General features: G+C 72.8%; 6 protein-coding genes. 5 read left to right on the top strand and 1 reads right to left on the bottom strand.

Annotated elements, in window-relative coordinates; genetic code table 11:
- Genes ACIBAG_RS28695 through ACIBAG_RS28675 form a run of 5 tightly spaced genes read left to right on the top strand, consistent with a single transcriptional unit; the run spans position 1 to position 19,282 of the window.
- Positions 1–219, top strand: coding sequence for an MbtH family protein (locus ACIBAG_RS28695; RefSeq protein ID WP_399108803.1), 219 nt, complete (start codon positions 1–3; stop codon positions 217–219).
- A complete protein-coding gene (locus tag ACIBAG_RS28690) occupies positions 219–3,383 on the top strand; it encodes an amino acid adenylation domain-containing protein (RefSeq protein WP_399108801.1) in 3,165 nt (1,054 codons plus the stop codon). Before ACIBAG_RS28695 ends, ACIBAG_RS28690 begins: the two co-directional genes overlap by 1 nt.
- Positions 3,380–7,933: an amino acid adenylation domain-containing protein gene (locus ACIBAG_RS28685; RefSeq protein WP_399108800.1), complete on the top strand. Its 4,554-nt coding sequence runs from the start codon at positions 3,380–3,382 to the stop codon at positions 7,931–7,933. The genes ACIBAG_RS28690 and ACIBAG_RS28685 overlap by 4 nt, the downstream gene beginning before the upstream one ends.
- Positions 7,930–15,783, top strand: coding sequence for an amino acid adenylation domain-containing protein (locus tag ACIBAG_RS28680; RefSeq protein WP_399108798.1), 7,854 nt, complete (start codon positions 7,930–7,932; stop codon positions 15,781–15,783). The genes ACIBAG_RS28685 and ACIBAG_RS28680 overlap by 4 nt, the downstream gene beginning before the upstream one ends.
- Before the next feature lie 28 nt (positions 15,784–15,811).
- Complete coding sequence (locus ACIBAG_RS28675; RefSeq protein WP_399108796.1) at positions 15,812–19,282, top strand: amino acid adenylation domain-containing protein; 3,471 nt, start codon at positions 15,812–15,814, stop codon at positions 19,280–19,282.
- Between the two features lie 89 nt (positions 19,283–19,371).
- On the opposite strand, the gene ACIBAG_RS28670 is transcribed toward ACIBAG_RS28675, so the two are convergent.
- Complete coding sequence (locus ACIBAG_RS28670) at positions 19,372–20,388, bottom strand: iron-siderophore ABC transporter substrate-binding protein (RefSeq protein ID WP_399108794.1); 1,017 nt, start codon at positions 20,386–20,388, stop codon at positions 19,372–19,374.
- Positions 20,389–20,480: the final 92 nt, after the last annotated feature.

The following is a 20,480-nucleotide window of genomic DNA, read 5'->3' as shown; positions in this document are numbered from 1 at the left end:
ATGGCCAACCCCTTCGACGACGACAGCGGTGTCTTCCGCGTCCTGGTCAACGACGAGGGCCAGCACTCCCTGTGGCCCGACTTCGCGCCCGTACCGGAGGGCTGGTCCTCGGTGCACGGCCCCGCCGACCGGGCCGCCTGCCTGGAGTACGTCGAGCGGCACTGGACGGACATGCGCCCGCGCAGCCTGGCCGAGGCCATGCGCGGGGCCGAGGGCTGATGGCCGGCCGCCGGGTCGTCGAGGACGTCCTTCCCCTCTCGCCCATGCAGGAGGGGATGGTCTTCCACGCCCTGTACGACGAGCGGGCCCACGACGTCTACACCGGCCAGATGATCCTCCGCCTCGAAGGGCCCGTGGACGAGCTGTACATGAGCGTCGCCGTCGCGAAGCTGCTCGCCCGGCACGCCAACCTGCGGGCCGCCTTCCGCACCCAGCGCTCGGGGCGTCCGGTCCAGGTGATCAGGAGTACGGTCGGGCTTCCCTGGCAGGTCACCGACCTGTCGTCGCTGCCGCCGGACGAGCGTGAGCCGGCCTTCGAACGGCTGCTGGCCGCCGACCGGGCCGAGCGGTTCGACCTGACCCGGCCGCCGCTGGTGCGGTTCCGGCTGGTCACCTTCGACCAGGACAGCCACCGCCTGCTGATCACCTCGCACCACCTGCTCTGGGACGGCTGGTCCGCCCCCGTCCTGGTGCGGGAACTCTTCCAGCTGTACGCACCCGGAGGGGGCGACCTGCCCCGCGTACGGCCCTACCGCGACTACCTGGCCTGGCTGTCCCGCCAGGACCGCGAGGCCGCGCGGGAGGCCTGGAAGGCGGCCCTGCACGGTCTCGACGAACCGTCACTCATCGCGCCGGAGGCGCGGAACCGGCCCGTCGAGCAGCCCGAGCGGCTGGTCGTGGAACTCTCCGAGGCCAAGACCTCGGCGCTGACCGGTGCCGCACGCGCCCAGGGGGTGACGGTCAGCACGGTGCTCCAGGGCCTGTGGGCCGTCCTGCTCGGCAGGCTGACCGGCCGCACGGACGTCGTCCTGGGCGCCACCGTCTCCGGCCGCGACGCCGACGTCCCCGGCATCGAGACGATGGTCGGCCTCTTCATCAACACCCTGCCGGTGCGGGTGCGGTTGCGCCCCGAGGAGCCGCTCGCGGACCTGCTCGCGCGGCTCCAGTCGGAGCGGTCCGCCCTCCTGGGCCACCAGCACCTGGGCCTGGCCGACATCCAGCGGGCCGCCGGACACGCCGTCCTCTTCGACACCCTGCTGGTCTTCGAGAGCTACCCCATCGACCACGACGGCATCGCCGCCGCCCTCGGCCCCGGCGGCCCCCGCATGACCGGAGTCTCGGTCCACGACGCCACGCACTACCCACTGACCCTGACAGCCCTGCCCGGCACCCGGCTGACCCTGACCCTGAGCCACCAGCCCAGTGCCCTGGACCGTGCGGCGGTGGACCGCATCGCGACCCAACTCCAGCGATTGATCGACGAGTTCGCCGAGGATCCCACCCGCCCCGTCGCCGGCCTCTCCACCGACTTGCACCCCCCGCGGAACACCGCCCGCCCCCTCCCGCACACCACGGTCCGCGCCCTGTTCGAGGACCAGGCGGCCCGCACGCCCGACGCCCCCGCCGTCCTCCACGGCGACACCACCCTGACCTTCGCCGAACTCGACGCCCGCGCCGACCGGTTGGCGGCCGCCCTGAACGCCCGGGGCGCGGGCCCCGAGTCCGTGGTCGCCGTAGCCCTGCCCCGCAGCCCGGATCTGGTCACCGCGCTCCTCGCGGTACTGAAGGCGGGCGCGGCCTGTATGCCGGTCGACCCGGGCTACCCGCCCGACCGCATCGCCCTGATGCTCGGCGACGCCGAACCCCGGCTCGTGATCTGCGCTGCGTCCACGGCGCGACACCTCGGCATCGAGCCGGAGTCGGTATGCCCACCGGACGCGGAGGAGGCCGTACGGCAGCGCCCGCCGTTGTCGCCCGAACACCCCGCGTACGTCATCTTCACCTCGGGTTCCACCGGCCGCCCCAAGGGAGTGATCGGAACCCAGCGGGCCCTGGCCAACCGCCTCGCCTGGGGCCGGGACCTGGGTGCCGATCCGTCCGGTGTCCGTGTCTCCAAGAGCCCGCTGAGCTTCATCGACGGCCTCACCGAACTGCTCGGCGCCCTGGTCGCGGGCGAGGCGGTGGCCCTCGCCGACGACGAGGCGGCCGGCGACCCGACCGCGCTCGCCGCGCTGGCCGACCGCCACCGCGCCACCCTCCTCACCGTGGTCCCCAGCCTCTGCACCACCCTCGTCGAATCCGCCCCGCCGGACGCCTTCTCCACCGTCCGCACCTGGATCTCCAGCGGCGAACCCCTCCCCGGCGAACTGGCCGAGGCGATCAGCCGGCGCTGGCCGCGGGCCCGACTGGTCAACCTCTACGGCTGCTCCGAGGCGGCCGGCGACAGCCTGATCCACCTCCACGACGGCGGCGAGGGCCCGGTGCCGCTCGGACAGCCGATCGCGAACACACGCGTCCACGTCCTCGACCCGTTCCTGCGCCCGTCACCCGTCGGCGCGGTCGGCGAGCTGTACCTGGCCGGCGCCGGCCTCGCCCGCGGCTACCTCAACCAACCGGCCCGCACCGCCGAACGCTTCGTCGCCGACCCCTTCGGCCCGCCAGGGAGCCGCCTCTACCGCACCGGCGACCTCGCCCGGCTCCGGCCCGACGGCACGGTGGAGTTCCTCGGCCGGGCCGACGACCAGGTCAAGATCAGGGGCTTCCGAGTCGAACCGGGCGAGATCGAGGCGGCGGCGCGTGCGCTGCCGGGTGTCGGCCGGGCCGCGGTCGTGGTGCGGGAGGACGCGGGGGCGCCGAGGCGCCTGGTCGCCTACCTGGTGGCAGCCCCCGGTGCCGCCCTCGACGCCCTCGCCCTGCGCCGGGCGCTCGCAGAGCGGCTTCCCGGTCACCTCGTCCCGTCGGCGGTGGTGGTCCTGGAAGCACTGCCGCTCACCCCCAGCGGCAAGCTCGACCGCCGCGCCCTCCCGGCCCCCGACTTCACCGGCACCAGCACCTTCGAAGCGCCCCGCACCGAACCGGAGAAGGTGCTGTGCGGGCTGTTCGCGGAGGTGCTCGGCCTCGAACGGGCCGGCGTCCACGACGACTTCTTCGAGCACGGCGGCGACAGCATCGTCTCGGTCCGGCTGGCCGACCGGGCCCGCCGAGCCGGGCTCGCCCTGTCCCCGCGCGATGTGTTCACCCACCGCACGCCCGCCGGGCTCGCCAGGGCCCTGCCCGACGAAACCGACCCCGCGCCCGAGGAGTTCACTCCGACCGGCGCCCCGCTCGTGTCACTCAGCCAGTCGCAGCTCGACAACGTCAAGGCGAGGTGGAGGACTCGATGAGCAAGGCACCCGGGGACGACGGTTCCCTGGTCGAGGACGTGCTGCCGCTCTCCCCGCTGCAGCAGGGCCTGCTGTTCCACGCCCTGTTCGACGACGGCGCCCAGGACGTCTACACCATGCAGTCCCTGGTGGAGATCGAGGGCCCGGTACGACCCGCCCTGCTGCGCACCGCCGCCGAGGAGCTCTTCGCCCGGCACGCCAACCTGCGCAGCGCCTTCCTGCACGAGGACCTGGACGACCCGGTACAGGTGGTCCTCAAGCAGGTGCCCGTGAACTGGGCCGAGGCGGACGTCGCGCGGGAGGGCGAGGCGGCCCGGCTGATCGCCGAGGACGCGACCGCACGCTTCGACCTCACCGACCCACCCCTGCTGCGCCTGACCCTCCTTCGCCGAACCGCCGACCGCTGGCTGCTGATCATCACCAACCACCACCTCCTCCTGGACGGCTGGTCCATCCCCCTCCTGGTCCGCGAACTGCTCCAGCTGTACGCCGCCCAGCTCGCCCCCGGTGCCACGGCGCCGCTGCCCGCCGTACGGCCGTACCGCGACTTCCTCGCCTGGCTGGCCTCCCGGGACCGGGAGGCCTCCGCGGACGCCTGGCGCGAGGCGCTGGCCGGGGCGGCGCCCACGGTGCTGGCACCCGTGACCGCCGGGCTGCTCCCGGTGCCTGCGGAACTGCACACCCTGCGGCTGACGGAGGAACTGACGGGCCTGGTAAAGGAGTTCGCCCGAAGCCGGGGCGTCACCGTGAACACGGTCGTACAGGGGCTGTGGGCCCTGCTGCTGGCGCGTCTGACGGGCCGTGACGACGTGGTCTTCGGGGCGACCGTGGCCGGTCGGCCCGCCGAACTGGCCGGCGCCGAGTCCATGATCGGCCTGTTCATCAACACGGTACCGGTCCGGGTGACGGTACCGCCCGGCGAGCGGGCGGGCGCCTTCCTGCGCCGACTCCAGGACGAACAGTCCCGCCTGATGGACCACCAGCACCTCGGCCTCACCGAGATCCAGCGCATCGCCGGTGCGGGCGACCTCTTCGACACCCTCCTCGTCTTCGAGAACTACCCCATCGACGAGCCGGCGGTCGCCGAGGCCGAGGCGAACGCCGGACTGCGCATCGTCGAGGTCAAGGGTTCGGGCGCGACGCACTACCCGCTGACCCTGGCGGTGCTGGCGGAGCGGGAGCTCGGGGTCGTCTTCGAGTTCCGCCCCGACTGTTACGACCGTACGAGTGTGGAGGCACTGTCAGAACGCTTCGAGCGACTGCTCCACGCGGTACTGGCCGATCCCGCAGCCCCGCTGGCGGCACTGGACGCCCTGGCACCCGAGGAGCGAACCGCGCTGCTGGCGGGTGGGGTGGGGGAACGGCTGCCGGTGCCGTACCGCACGATGCCCGAGATCTTCGAGGCCCAGGCGGCTCGTACGCCGGACGCGGTGGCGGTGGTGGGGGAGGGCCGGAGCCTGACGTTCGCGCGACTGAACAGCGCCGCGAACCAACTGGCCCGGCACCTGGTCGAGTTGGGTGCGGGACCCGAACGGATCGTCGCGTTCGCCCTGCCGCCGACCCCGGACATCATGACCGCGCTGCTCGCGATACAGAAGGCGGGCGCGGCGTATCTGCCCCTGGATCCGACGTGGCCGCACGAGCGCGTCGCAGGCATGTTGGCGGACGCACGTCCGGTCGCATTGATAACCACGGCGACTGCAACGCCGTCCAAGGGGCGCGGGGCTGTGACCTCTGCGGCTCCGCCGCGTGGGCGCGACCAGCCACAGACAACCCCCAGCCCCCACCCGGCAGTTCCACCCCTCCGCTTCGTGTACCTCGACGACCCCGACACCCGTGAGCACCTCGCACACACCGACGCCTCCAACCTCACCGACACCCCCCTGCTCCCCGACCACCCCGCCTACGTCATCTACACCTCCGGCTCCACCGGCCGCCCAAAGGCCGTCGTCATCCCCCAACGAGCCATCGTCAACCTCTTCACCGCCCACAACACCGCACTCCACGCCCCGGCCTCCACGGCAACCGGCGGCCGCCCCCTCCGCATAGGCCACGCCTGGCCCATCGCCTTCGACGCCTCCTGGCAACCCATGCTGTGGATGTTCGCCGGACACGAACTGCACATGGTCCCCGAGGACGTCCGCCGCGACCCCAGCGCCCTGCGCGACTTCCTCGCCGGGCACGGCATCGGGTTCATCGAGCTGTCCCCTTCCCTGCTCGGCGAACTCGTCGCCCAGGGCGGCGACTGGCAGGCCGACCTGAAGGTGCTGGGCGTCGGCGGCGAAGCCGTACCGCCGGATCTCTGGCGAACCCTGCGTGACACGGACGGACTCGCCGTGCACAACCTCTACGGCCCCACCGAATGCACCGTCGACTCCGCGGACTGCGACCTCGCGCTCAGTGAGCGTCCCGCGATCGGCCGCCCCGTCGCCGGCGGCACCCTGTACATCCTGGACGGCCACCTCAACCCCGTCCCCGTGGGCGTCGAGGGCGAGCTGTACGTGGCCGGCGCCGGCCTGGCCCGCGGCTACCTCGGCCAACCCGGCGCGACAGCGGCCCGCTTCGTCGCCGACCCGTTCTCGGCAAACCCCGGCGCACGCATGTACCGCACGGGCGACATCGCCCGCTGGAGCGAGGACGGCCTGGTGGAGTGCCTGGGCCGGGTCGACGACCAGGTCAAGATCAGGGGCTACCGGATCGAACCCGGCGAGATCGAGGCGGTGCTGCTGGAGCACGAGCTGGTCGAGCGGGCGGCGGTCGTCGTACGCGAGGACACGCCGGGTGTGCGGCGCCTCGTCGCGTACGTCATCCTCGCCGCGCCGCCCGCCGAGGAGACATCGGAGCTGCTGCGCCGGGCCGTGGCCGCCGTACTGCCCGACTACCTGGTGCCGTCGGCGTTCGTCCCGGTGGACGGCTTTCCGCTCACCCTCAACGGCAAGCTGGACACCACCGCCCTTCCGGCGCCGTCCCGGTCCGCCGGGCCGGCCGCGCAGCCGCCCCGCAACCCGGTCGAGGAGCGGCTCGCCACGCTGTTCGCCGAGGTGCTCGGGCTGGACACGGTCGGGGTGCACGACAGCTTCTTCGCGCTCGGCGGGGACAGCATCGTGTCGATGCGACTGGTCAGCCAGGCGCGCTCGGCCGGGCTCGCGATCTCGCCGCGTGACGTGTTCGAGCGGCCCACGATCGCGGAACTCGCCGAGCGGGTGGAGGCGGCACAAGGCGAAGGCTCCGCCGTGGTCCGGGTGCCCGACGCCGGAACCGGCGACATCCCGCTCACCCCGGTCCTGACCTGGCTCACCGAGCAGCCGGGCCCCTTCCGGGCGCTCAGCCAGGCACGCTTCCTGCGTACGCCGGCCGACATGGATCTCGACGGCCTGCACCGCACCGTCCAGGCCGTGCTGGACCGGCACGATCTGCTGCGCTCCGTCTTCGCCCGGGACGAGGACGGGTCCTGGCGCTTCGAGGCCGCACCCGTGGGCTCGGCCCGCGCCACCGACTGCGTACGGCGCATCGACGCCGAGCGGCTGGACCACACGGCGATCGGCACGCTCGTGCCGGAGGCGTTCGACGAGCTGGTGGCCGAGCTGGATCCGGCGGGCGGCGCGATGGCACGGTTCCTGTGGTTCGACACCGGCGGCGGTCGTGAGGGGCGGCTCCTGGTCGTGCTGCACCATCTGGTGACCGACGCGGCGTCCTGGGGAGTGCTGGTGGGCGACCTGGCGGCCGCGTGGGCGGGCGGGGAACTGTCGCCCGCCGGCACGTCCTTCCGAAAGTGGGCGCGGGCGCTGCGGGAGCTGGTGCCCGGCCGGTCGGGCGAACTCGCCTTCTGGCAAGGGGTGCTGGACCGCCCGGAACCGCCGCTGGGAGCCGGGCCGCTGGATCCCGCGCGGGACACCAGGGCCACGATCCGCAGGCACTGGACCACGCTGGGCCCGGACATCACCGCTCCGCTGACCGGCGCTTCCGTCCAGGAGGTGCTGCTGACCGCGCTGGCCCTCGCCGTACCGGTCTGGCGAGGCTCGGCCGACCCCGCCGTGCTGATCGCCCTGGAGGGACACGGCCGCGAAGAGCACCTCCTCCCCGGCGCCGACCTGTCCAGCACGATGGGCTGGTTCACCAGCGTCTTCCCGGTCCGGCTCGACCCCGGCCCCACGGACCACGTACGCCGCATCAGCGACCAGCTGGCCGCTCTCCCCGACAAGGGCATCGGCTACGGCCTGCTCCGCCACCTCGCCCCGGACACCGCCGACTCCCTCTCCCGACTCCCCGAACCCCAGATCCAGTTCAACTATCTGGGCCGGATGACGATGGGTGAGCGGCGCGGGGCCGACGCCTTCACCAGCGCGCCCGAGACCGGGGCCATGGGCAGTGGCGCCGACCCCGACATGCCCGCCCCCTACGCGCTCGTGGTCGACGCCGTGATCAGCGGAGCGGAACTCTCCGTGTGCTGGCAGTGGCCCGAACGGCTCTTCACCGAGCCGGAGATCCACCAGCTGGCAGGGCTGTGGACCTTGTCCCTGGAACGGCTCCTGAAAGGCGATGACCAGTGACGGAGACCCCCACCGCCGACCTCGCCGCACGCAAACGCGAACTGCTGCGCCGCAGGCTGGAGAGCGCCGGTCTGGCCGACGCCGCGGCGCGTGCCGAACGGATCCCGCGCCGGCCCCCGGACGCACCCCGGCTGCCGCTGTCGTACGCCCAGTCCCGGATGTGGCTGCTCCAGCAGCTCGACCCCGCCAGCCCCGCCTACAACGTCTGCCTCGCCATCCGCCTGCGCGGCCCGCTCGACCCGGCGGCCCTGCGCACGGCCCTGCAGGGGCTGGTCGACCGGCACGAAGTGCTGCGCACCCGCTACCCCGCCGCCGAGGACGGCACCCCGGAGCAGATCGTCGACGCCGCGGCCGGGATCGAGCACGCCACGGCCGACCTGCGCGCGCTGCCGGAGGAGGAGCGGGACCGCCGTACGACCGAACTGGCCCGGACCGCCTCGGCGACCCCCTTCGACCTCGCCTCCGACCACCCCGTGCGGACGCTGCTGATCCAGCGCTCGGAGCAGGACCACACCCTTGTCCTGACGGTGCATCACATAGCCTGGGACGGGGGGACGTTCGACGCGCTCTCCCGCGACCTGAGCGCCCTCTACCGGGCGGCGACCGACCCGTCGCCCGCCAGCCTCGAACAGCTACCCCTCCAGTACGGCGACTTCGCGCACTGGCAGCGCACCACCTGGACCGACGAGCGGCTGGCCGAACACCTCGACCACTGGCGCTCCACCCTGGTCCCCGCACCCCGCCCGCTCGCCCTGCCCATCGACGCCCCCCGCACCGCCCGCCCCACCGCACAGGGCGACCGACGCTTCCACACCTTCGCCCCCGACGTCACCGAACGGCTCACCGGCTTCGCGCGGGGCGCGGGCGCGACACCCTTCATGGTGCTGTTCGCCGGTCTAGCGGCTCTGCTGCACCGCACCACCGGCGCCACGGACATCCCGATCGGCTCGGCCGTGATGAACCGCGACCTCCCCGGCCTCGAGAAGCTGATCGGGAACTTCGGCAACACCCTCGCCCTGCGCGCCGACCTCGGCGGCGACCCCGGATTCGCGGAACTCGTCGAGCGCGTCAAGCGGGTGTGCACCGACGGATACGCCCACCAGGACATGCCCTTCGACAAACTGGTGGAGCGACTGAGGCCGGAACGGCAGCCGGGCCGCTCCGTCTACTTCGACGTCATGCTGCTCTTCCTCACCCAGGGACTCGAAGGACCGCGGCTCCCGGGCGTGACCGCGCAATGGGAGACCGTCCACAACGACACCACGCAGTTCGACCTCTCCCTGGAGGCGTTCCTCACCGAGGGACGGCTGCGGATCGAGGCCACCTATCGCAGCGGCCTCTTCGCCCCGGACACCGTCGACCGGCTCCTGCGGCACCTGGAGACACTCCTCGCCGCCGCTCTCGCCGACCCTGAACTCGCCCTCTCCGGGTTGCCGTTGATGACGGGGAGCGAGCAGCGCCGGGTCCTGGAGGACTGGAACGCCACCGCGCACCCGGTCCCCGTCACCCACCTCGCCGACCTTCTCGCCGAGCAGGCCGCCCGTACCCCCGACGCGCCCGCCCTCATCGCCGACGACGGCACGTCCGCACTCGACTACGCCGGCCTGCACGCCCGCGCCAACCGCCTCGCCCGCCTGCTGATCTCGCGCGGCGTGGGCCCGGAGCACCTGGTGGGCGTGGCGCTGGACCGCGGGACCGACCTGGTGGTGGCGTTGCTCGCGGTGCTCAAGGCAGGTGCCGCCTACGTCCCGCTGGACACCGGCTACCCGGCCGAGCGGCTGGCGTTCCTGGTGGAGGACGCCGCGCCGACGTTGGTGCTGACCGCCACGGACCCGGCCCGCGTCCTGCCGCCCGGAGTGCCGCTGCTCCTGCTCGACGCCGAGACCACGGCGGCGGAGGCCGCGGCCTTCGACAGCGCCGAGCTCACCGATGACGACCGGCGCCGGCCCCTGCGCCCCGGGCACCCCGCCTACGTCATCCACACCTCCGGCTCCACCGGCCGCCCCAAGGGAGCCGTGATCCCGCACGCCGCGATCGTCAACCGGCTGCTGTGGATGCAGGAGACGTACCAACTCGGGCCCGAGGACCGTGTGCTGCAGAAGACACCGGCGAGTTTCGACGTCTCCGTCTGGGAGTTCTTCTGGCCGCTCGTCACCGGGGCCGTCCTCGTCCTCGCCCGACCCGGCGGCCACCGCGACCCCGCCTACCTCGCCGAGCTGATCCATGACCGCCGGGTCACGACCGCGCACTTCGTGCCCTCGATGCTGCGTGTCTTCCTCGACGACCCCGCCGCCGGGCGGACCCGCGGCGTCCTGCGCAGGATCGTGTGCAGCGGCGAGGCCCTGCCCGCCGAACTCGCCGAGCGCTGCGGCGAGTCGCTGCCCGGAACGGAGCTGCACAACCTGTACGGGCCCACCGAGGCCGCCGTGGACGTCACCGCGTGGTCGTGCGTCCAGGGGACCAGGTCCGCCGCAGGTTCCGTGCCGATCGGCCGCCCGGTGTGGAACACCCGCACCCTCGTGCTGGACGCGTTCCTGCGCCCGGTGCCGCCGGGCGTCCCCGGCGAGCTCTACCTGGGCGGCACCCAGCTGGCCCGCGGCTACCTCGGTCGCCCCGGCCTGACCGCCGACCGCTTCGTCGCCGACCCTTACGGCCCGCCCGGCGCCCGCCTCTACCGCACCGGCGACCTGGTGCGCTGGACCGCACAAGGGGCGCTGGAGTTCCTCGGCCGGTCCGACGACCAGGTCAAGATCCGCGGCTTCCGCGTCGAGCCGGGGGAGACCGAGGCGGCCGTGGCCGCCCTGCCCGGAGTGTCCCAGGCCGCGGTGACCGCCCGTCAGGACCAGCCGGGCGAGCCACGGTTGGTGGCTTACGCGGTGGCCCGGCCCGGCGGCGCCCTGAATCCTCTGCGGATCAGGCGGGACCTCAAGGCGACGCTCCCGGAGCACCTCCTGCCCGCGGCCGTCGTGATCCTCCGCGAGCTGCCGCTGACCCCCAACGGCAAACTCGACCGCGCGGCGCTGCCCGCCCCCGACCTCTCCGGCCTCACCACCGACACCGCCCCCCGCACCGAGGCGGAGGCGGCCCTGAGCGCCCTGTTCGCCGACCTGCTCGGGCTGCCGTCCGTCGGCATCCACGACGAGTTCTTCGCCCTCGGCGGCCACTCCGTGCTCGCCACCCGCCTGATCGCGCGCATCCGGGCCGAACTCGGGGCGGTGGTCCCCCTGCGGGCGGTCTTCGACACGCCGACCGTGGCAGCGCTCGCCCCGCTCCTTCGGACCCCGGCCGCCGAGCGGCGCCCGCCGCTGCTGCCGGCCCGTCGTCCGGACCCGGTGCCGCTGTCCTGCGCGCAGGCCAGGCTGTGGTTCCTGTACCGGCTCGAGGGACCCAGCCCGACGTACAACATCCACACCGCCGTACGCCTCACCGGCCGGCTCGACACGGACGCGCTGCGCGCGGCCCTCCATGACGTCGTGGCTCGTCATGAGGCGCTGCGCACGGTCTTCCCGGACGACGAAGGCACGCCCTTCCAGCGGGTCCTGACGGACGCGGCCGTGCCCTTCGAGGTGGTGGCGGCGGGGCCCGGCGAGCTCGACGGGCTGATGCGTGACGCGGCCGGGTACTCGTTCGCGCTGGACGCAGAGATCCCCGTACGCGCCACGCTGTACCGCCTCGCCCCCGACGAGCACGTCCTGCTCCTCCTCGTCCACCACATCGCCACCGACGGCTGGTCGGCGCAGCCGCTGCTGCGGGACCTGGAGACGGCCTACGCGGCCAGGGCGCGGGACGACCGCCCCGCATGGCCCGCGCTCGCCGTGCAGTACGCCGACTACACGCTGTGGCAGCGCACGGTGCTCGACGAGGGCGGGGTGGCCGAGGCCGAACTCGACTACTGGTCGGCGCGGTTGGCGGGCCTGCCCGAGGAACTGCAGCTGCCCGTCGACCGGCCCCGCCCGGCCGTCGCCGGATACCGCGCCGGTGCCGTGGACTTCTCCCTCGGCGCGGAGATCCACGGCACGCTGCGAAGCCTCGCCGCGGAAGCCGGCGGCACGGTCTTCATGGCGCTCCAGGCCGCCCTCGCGGTCCTGCTGCGGCGGCTGGGCGCCGGGGACGACATCCCCCTCGGCACGCCCGTCGCCGGACGGGGCGACGCAGCCCTCGACGACCTCGTGGGCCTCTTCGTCAACACCCTGGTGCTGCGCACCGACGTCTCCGGCGACCCGACGTTCCGTACGCTGCTCGCCCGGGTGCGGGAGACCGACCTGGACGCGTACGCCCATCAGGACCTGCCGTTCGAGCGGCTCGTGGACGCGCTCGCACCCACCCGCTCGATGGGCCGGCATCCGCTGTTCCAGGTGATGCTCGCCCACCAGCAAGCCCCGGACGAGACCAGGGACTTCGCGGGGCTCACACTCAGCGAGCCGCGCGTCGACTTCTACACCGCGAAGACCGACCTCGCCTTCCACGTCTTCGAACGGGCGGACGGCGCGGGCATCCACGGCTCGCTCGTCTACAGCCGTGACCTGTACGACCCCGAATCCGCCCAGGACATGGTCGAGCGGTTCGTGCGCCTGGTCGGCGAACTGGCCCGGCGGCCCGATCTGCCGGTCACCCTGGCCGACGTCCTCACCCCGAGCGAGCGTGCCCGGGTGCTGGGGGAGTGGAACGACACCGCGCACCCCGTGCCCGCCACCACTTTGACCGCACTGGTCGAGGAACAGGCGGCCAGGACACCGGACCTACCCGCCGTGGAGTACGGCATCGAAGGCGGCACGCGACTCACCTACGCCGAGCTCAACGCCCGCGCCAACGCCCTCGCCCGGCAGCTGACTTCGCTGGGCGTCGGGCCCGAGCGCACGGTCGGCATCCATCTGGAGCGCTCGGTGGAGATGGTCGTGGGACTGCTCGCCGTGCTGAAGGCGGGCGGTGCCTTCGTGCCGCTGGAGCCGTCCTGGCCGGCCCGCCGGGTCGCCGAGGTGTGCCGCAGCGCGGCACTGACGGCCGTGCTCGGGAAACCGGGGCAGGGCGGGCCGGCCGGGGGCGGCGCCCCGCCCTTCGTGGAGGTCCGCCTCGACGGCCCCCACGAGCCGGACAACCCGGCCGTCCCCGTCGATCCCGAGGGCCTGGCCTACGTCATCTACACCTCCGGCTCCACCGGAGTCCCCAAGGGCGCCATGATCCGCCACCGGGCCATCGCGCACCGGCTGCTGTGGCAGCGAGAACTTCTGGGCTTCGGCACGGCGGACGCGGCCCTGTTCAAGGCACCGCTCGGCTTCGACATCTCCATCAACGAGATCTTCCTGCCGCTGGTGAACGGCGGCCGGGTGGTGATCGCCGAGCCGGGCGGCGAACGCGACGTCGACTATCTCCTCGACACCGTCGAACGCCACCGGGTCACCTTCACCTACCTCGTCTCCTCGATGCTCGACCTGCTCCTGGAGCTGGACGGCTTCGCCCGGCGCGCCGGCTCCCTCAAGCACGTCTGGTGCGGTGGCGAGGTGCTCACCCCCGAGCTGTTCGCCCGCTTCCGCGCCGCGAGCCCCGCGGTGATGTACCACGGGTACGGGCCGGCCGAGGCCACCATCGGGGTCAGCCACGTCGTCTACCGCACCGGCGCCATCCGCAGCGCCGTCTCCATCGGGCGGCCCAACGGCAACACCCGGCTCCACGTGCTGGACGAGCGGCTGCAGCCGGTGCCGGTCGGGGTGCCGGGCGAGCTGTACGCCGGCGGCGTCTATCTCGGCCGTGGCTACGTCAACGACCCCCGCCGCACCGCCGACCACTGGGTGGCCGACCCGTTCGGCCCGCCCGGCGAGCGGCTCTACCGGACCGGCGACCTGGTACGCCGGCGGCGCGACGGCACCCTGGAGTTCCTCGGCCGGGCCGACAACCAGGTGAAGATCCGCGGCATGCGGGTCGAGCTGGAGGAGATCGAGGCGATCCTCGAACAGCATCCGGCTGTGCGGCGCGGCGTCGTGGTGATCCGGGAGGACGCCCCGGGCGTCAAGCAGCTCGCCGGGTACTACCTTGCCGCCGACGACCCGGGCGACCTGCACGGCTGGCTCCGGGAACGGCTGCCGGAGCACATGGTGCCCCGCACCCTCACCGCTCTCGACGCCTTCCCGCTGCTGCCCTCCGGCAAGGTCGACCGCGGCTCCCTGCCCGCCCCCGGGACCACGGCTCCCGGAGCGCCGACGCGGGAGCCGCTGAACGAACGCGAGCGGCGGCTCTGCGAGTTGTTCGCCTCCGTTCTCGGACTGGCCCGAGTCGACGTCGACGACAACTTCTTCGAACTCGGCGGCGACAGCATCGTCTCCATCCGCCTGGTGACCCTGGCCCGCAAGGCCGGAATCGCCCTCAGCCCCCGGCACGTCTTCCAGACGCCGACCCCGGCCGGCCTGGCCGCCTGCGCCGAACACACCGGCACCGGCTTCGTGGACGAGCCGGTCGGCGAGGCGGAGCTGACCCCGATCATGCGCTGGAGCGCGGGCCCCGACGGTTCCTACGGCGGCCTCGCCCAGGCTGTTCTGCTCGTGACCCCGCCGGATCTCACGTACGACACCGCCATCGACGTCCTCCAAGCGGTACTGGATCGCCACGACGTACTCCGCGCCCGGCTGACGGACACGCTGGTGGTGCCGGCCGAGGGAGCGGTGCGTGCGGGCGACCTGCTGCACCAGGTGCGGGACGCGGCGCTCGACGATCAGCTGGCCGCCGCCCTGTCCCGGCTCGACCCGGAGGCCGGGCGTATGCTCCAGGCCGTCTGGTTCACCGACTCCCGCCGGCTACTGCTCGTGGCCCACCACCTGGTCGTCGACGGTGTGTCCTGGCGGATCATCACATCCGACCTGGCGGAGGCCTGGCGGACGGGCCGAGCCCTCCCACGCTCCGGCACCTCGTTCCGGACCTGGAGCAGGCTGCTGACCGAGGAGTCGCGCAAGCCCGGGCGAGTTCGGGAACTCGCCTGGTGGACCGGTGTGTCGGAAGGTGTACGCCCTTTCCTGGAACGGGAACTCGGCACCACGGGAAGCCCGCGCGAACACACCCTCGTCCTCCCGGACGACGTCACCGCGTCCCTGCTGACATCCGTCCCCGCCGCCTATCACGCCGCCGTCCCCGACGTCCTGCTCACCGCTCTCGCACTCGCCACGGCGGCCTGGCGGGAGCGGCGCGGCGACCTGAGCGGCCGCTGCATGCTCGTCGGCCTGGAGGGGCACGGGCGCGAGGAGGACATCGCCGAGGGCGTCGATCTGGCGGCCACGGTCGGCTGGTTCACCACCTACCACCCGGTCGCCGTCGACCCCGGCCCGCTGGACCTCGACGAGGCGCTGGCCGGCGGGCCCGCCGCGGGCACGGCGCTCAAGCGGATCAAGGAGCAGCTGCGCGCCGTACCGGACCACGGCCTCGGCTACGGCCTCCTGCGCCACCTCAACCCGGACACCGCGCCCGCCCTGGAGAAGCTGCCGCAGCCGCAGATCCTCTTCAACTACCTGGGCCGTTTCGCCGCGTCCGGCCCGGCCGGCGAACCCTGGGAACTGGCCCCGGAGGCCACCATGCTGCGGGTGCCCCCGGACGGTGAGCGCGCCGCCGCCCGTGGGCTGGAGATCAACGCGGTGGCCGTCGAGGGGGCGGGCGGCGTCCGGCTGCACGTCTCCGCGTCCTGGCCGGACGGCTTCCTGACCGAGTCCGAGGCCGGCGACCTGCTGGCCCTGTGGGAGCGCGCCCTGCACGGCCTGGCCCGGCACGCCGGGGACTCCCCGGCGGGCGGCCTCACCCCGTCCGACCTCCCCCTGGTCGAACTGACCCAGGAGGACATCGACGACTTCGAGAACGACTTCGACGACTTCTGAGCCACGACGGACGACTTCGGAGGAACCGGTGACGCAGCACCACCCGACCGCGGACGAGCTGCTCCGTTCGGTCACCGACACATTCGGCTCGGAGGCACCGCCGAGCGAGGACGACAGCCTGATCGCCTGGGGCCTGGACTCGATCACCCTGATGAAGATCGCGGGCGGCTGGCGCAAGCAGGGCATCCGGGTCAGCTTCGCCGAACTGGCCAAGGAACCGACCCTGCGCGCCTGGCGGGAACTGCTCGCGGCCCACGTCGCGGACACCGCGCAGTCCGACCAGGGGGCACCGGCTCTGCCGCCCTCCGCGCCCGAACCACGCGAACCCTTCCCCCTGGCCGTGATGCAGCACGCCTACTGGATCGGCCGCGGCGACGAGACCACGCTCGGCTCCGTCGCGGCCCACCTCTACGTCGAGTTCGACGGCCCCGGCGTCGACCCCGACCGGCTCGACACGGCCGTACGAGCCCTCGCGGCCCGCCACGGCATGCTGCGCGCCCGTTTCACCGACGACGGCCGTCAGCAGATCCTGCCCGACCTCAGCGGCCCCGCGACGACCGTCAACGACCTGCGCGCCCTGGACGACCGGACAGCGGCGGCCACGCTGGAGGACGTCCGGCACTCCGCCTCGCACGCACGCCTGGACATCGCTGCCGGGGAGGTCTTCGACGTCCAGCTGTCGCTGCTGCCGGACGGTTCGAGCCGGCTGCACGTCGACGTCGACATGCTCGCCGCCGACGCACTCAGCTACCGGGTGCTCCTCTCCGACCTCGCCAGGCTCTACCAGGACCCGGGCACCCCGCTCCCGCCGATCCGCACCAGCTACCCCGAGTACCTCGCGGAGCGCGCGGACGTCCGGCGGCTGAGCCGGGAACAGGCCCAGGAGTGGTGGCAGCGGCGAATCCCGGAGCTGCCCAGCGCGCCGGAACTCCCGCTCGTGCCCGAGGCGGAGCGCAGCGACCCGACCCGGGTGACCCGCCGCCACCACTGGCTGCCGCCGCAGGAGAAGCGGCGCCTGACCGCCCGCGCCCACCAGCACGGACTGACCCCGGCCATGGCGGTGGCGACCGCCTTCTCGGAGGTCCTGGCCGCCTGGAGCGGACAGCCCCGGTTCCTGCTGAACGTGCCGATGTTCGACCGCAGGGGCTCCCACCCCGACGTCGACCTGCTCGTCGGCGACTTCACCAGCTCGGTGCTGCTCGACGTCGACCTGGCCGACCCGGGCTCGTTCACCGAGCACGCGCGGCGCCTGCAGGACCGTATGCACACCGACGCGGCGCACGCCGACTACTCCGGAGTGGAGGTGCTGCGGGACCTCTCCAGGCTGGGCGGCGAACAGGTCCTGGCGCCCGTGGTGTTCACCAGCGCCCTCAACCTCGGCGAGCTCTTCGACCAAGGCGTACGGCAGTCCTTCGGCAAGCCCGTCTGGATCATCTCCCAGGGGCCGCAGGTGCTTCTCGACGCCCAGGTCACCGAGGTGGACGGGGGACTGCTGGTCAACTGGGACGTTCGCGAGGACGCCTTCCCGCCCGGCACGGTCGACGCGATGTTCGCCGCCTTCCACGGCCTCGTCACCCGGCTCGGCACCGACGACACGGTCTGGGAGCGGCCCGTACCGGCCCTGCTGCCTGCCGAGCAGTCGGCGGTCCGCGCCAAGGTCAACACCACCGGGGGCCCGCGCAGCCACCGGCTCCTGCACCAGGGCTTCTTCGACCGCGCCGCCGAGCGGCCGGACGCCCCCGCGCTGCTGTGGGCCACCGAAGGCGCCCTGTCGTACGGCGAGTTGGCCGACCGAGCACTGCGGACAGCGGCCGCTCTGGTGGAGCGCGGCGTACGCCCCGGTGACACGGTCGCGGTCAGCCTCCCCAAGGGGCCCGACCAGATCACCGCCGTACTGGGTGTGCTGGCGGCGGGCGCCGCCTATGTGCCGATCGGAGTCGAGCAGCCGCCCGCCCGGCGCGATCGCATCCGTGCCACCGCGGGTTTCCGTGTCGCGCTCACCGACGGACGCCCGGTCGAGGGGCTCGACGCCCTGCCGGTCACCGAGGCGGTCGCGGGCGCGCGCCTGCCCGAGCCGGTGACGGTGGACGAGGAGCAGCCCGCCTATGTGCTGTTCACCTCCGGCTCCACCGGTGAGCCCAAGGGCGTCGAAGTCCCGCACCGGGCGGCCATGAACACCATCGACGACCTCAACGACCGCTACCGGGTGGGCACTTCCGACCGCTGCCTCGCCCTGTCCGCCCTCGAATTCGACCTCTCCGTGTACGACGTCTTCGGGCTGCTGAGCGCGGGCGGCGCGCTCGTGCTCGTGGACGAGGACGACCGGCGTGAGGCGGGCCGGTGGGCCGAGCTGGTGCGGACGCACAAGGTGACCGTCCTCAACTGCGTACCCCCGCTCCTCGACATGCTCCTCCTCGCCACGGCACCGGGCGAACTCGCCGGTCTGCGGGCGGTGCTGCTCGGCGGGGACTGGGTGGGCACCGACCTGCCGGGGCGGCTCGCCGAGCGGGCGCCCGGATGCCGGTTCACCGGTCTGGGCGGGACGACGGAGACCGCGATCCACTCCACCGTGTGCGAGGTGACGGGCGGCCAGGTCCCCGCTCACTGGCGCGCGGTGCCGTACGGCACGCCGTTGCGCAACGTGCGCTGCCGGGTCGTCGACGTCCACGGCCGGGACTGCCCGGACTGGGTGCCCGGTGAGCTGTGGATCGGCGGGGACGGCGTGGCCCTCGGATACCGGGCCGATCCCACGCGTACGGCCGAGAAGTTCACCGAGGCGGACGGGGTGCGCTGGTACCGCACCGGCGATCTCGCGCGGTACTGGCCCGACGGCACACTCGAGTTCCTCGGCCGCCGGGACCATCAGGTCAAGGTGCGCGGCTTCCGGATCGAACTCGGCGAGGTGGAGGCGGCACTCGCCGGTCACCCCGCCGTACGCCGTGCCGTCGCCGGGCTGAGCCGGGGGCAGGGCGTCCAGCTGGCGGCCGCGGTGGCCGCCGACAAGGGGACGGCGGAGGACGAGCTGCGGGAGTGGGCCCGGTCCGTGCTGCCGCCGCACATGGTCCCGGCCCGGATCGCCGTGGCCGAGGAGCTCCCGCTCACGTCCAACGGCAAGCTCGACCGCCGTGCCGTACAGGAGCTGTGGCAGGTCGAGGAGCCCGAACAGCACCGGGTCCCCGGCACCGCCCTGGAGACCGTCGTGGCGCGGGTCTGGCAGGACGTCCTCGGCGTCGAACGCGTCGGCCTCGACGACGGCTTCTTCGCCCTCGGCGGCGACTCGGTGCTCGCCACCGTGATTGTCGGTCGGCTGCGCGAGGCCCTGGACTCCTCGGAGGTCTCCGTACGCTCCCTCTTCGCGACCCTCACGGCCGGCGGCATGGCCAAGCGGCTGTCCGCCGAGGAGGAGACACCCGGGCGGCTGGAACAGGTCGCCGCGATCCGGCTGGAGATCGAGGACATGTCGGAGGACGAGGTCGACTCGGCACTGCGCGACGCATGAGAGAGACGCATGAGAGAGGCGCATGAGAGAGAGGAGGGGCGGGACGCCCGCAGGCGCCCCGCCCCTCCTCCGTTTCCCCCTCGGGCGGTCTAGTCGAGCTTCTCGAACCCGGGCTCCAGGTTGTTCAGCGCCCACGGAATGCCCAGCACGGACGGGCTGCGCAGCTGGCTGATGGTCGCGACGTCGGTCACGACGTACCGGTCGTCCTTCACCGCGGACATGTTCTTCACCAGGTCACTGGCCTCGAACGCCTTCTTCAGGTCCGGTGTCGTGAACGCGATGACCGCCAGATCGGCGTCGAGCTTGTCGAGCTGCTCGAAGGACAGCTCGCCGGTCGGGCTGCCGTTGACCGTCTTGATGTCCTTCACCGTCGGCGTCAGGCTCATCCCGACCTGGCTCATCAGCTTGGCGGCGAAGTCCTCCTCGGAGGCGATGGTGAAGATCTTCGCCGGGGTGTTGCCGATGGACAGGCTGTAGGTCCTGCCCTGAAGCTTCGGATGCTTCTCCTTCACCGCGGCGATGCTGTCCTCGGTCTCCTTGACGACCTGCTCGCCCCGCTCCTCCTTGCCGACGGCCTTGGCGACCACCTGCACGTGCTCCTGCCAGGTCTGCTGTCCCCAGGCCGTCTCGTAGCCGATCGTCGGCGCCACCGCGGCGAGCTTCTTGTAGTCCTTGTCCAGGGTGAAGTCGGAGGTGGCGAGGATCAGATCGGGCTGGAGGGACGCCACCTTCTCGTAGTCGACGGCGGTCAGCGTGTCGAGCAGCTCGGTGCTCTTGGTGTCGATCTCGCCCTTCAGCCAGGGGTAGACGCCGTCCTTGCTGAGGGCGTCCTTGGAGATGGCGACCGGCGTGACACCCAGGGCGTACAGCGCGTCGATGTCGTCCGTCCCGCCGTTGCCGATCACCACGATCCGCTCCGGCGCCTTGGTGATCTCCGTGGTGCCGAACTTGTGCTTGATGGACACCGGGAAGGCGGACGAGGCGTCCGCCTTCGCGTCGCCGGAGGCGTCGGAGGAGGTGTTCGAGTCGTCCTTGACGGAGCCGCACGCTGCCATGGCGGAGGCCAGGGTGACGGTGAGAAGGGTGGTGAGGAGCTTTCTCGTCATGTGCGTCCCTTGTCGCCGGTGTCAGGCAGGATCTGTACGGCCGTCAGTAAAGCAAGGTAAGCCTTGCCTTAACAACGACTTTCGGACAACTT

The sequence above is a fragment of the Streptomyces sp. NPDC051243 genome (assembly GCF_044455405.1).
In the GTDB taxonomy this organism is placed as follows: domain Bacteria; phylum Actinomycetota; class Actinomycetes; order Streptomycetales; family Streptomycetaceae; genus Streptomyces.
The sequence above is the reverse complement of the archived record's forward strand: the minus strand, read 5'-3'. Positions and strand labels throughout refer to the sequence as shown.

Excerpts from the sequence above, each read along its gene's own strand:
- ACIBAG_RS28670 (WP_399108794.1), bottom strand. The coding sequence starts at position 20,388 with ATGACGAGAAAGCTCCTCACCACCCTTCTCACCGTCACCCTGGCCTCC.
- ACIBAG_RS28695 (WP_399108803.1), top strand. The coding sequence starts at position 1 with ATGGCCAACCCCTTCGACGACGACAGCGGTGTCTTCCGCGTCCTGGTC.
- ACIBAG_RS28690 (WP_399108801.1), top strand. The coding sequence starts at position 219 with ATGGCCGGCCGCCGGGTCGTCGAGGACGTCCTTCCCCTCTCGCCCATG.
- ACIBAG_RS28685 (WP_399108800.1), top strand. The coding sequence starts at position 3,380 with ATGAGCAAGGCACCCGGGGACGACGGTTCCCTGGTCGAGGACGTGCTG.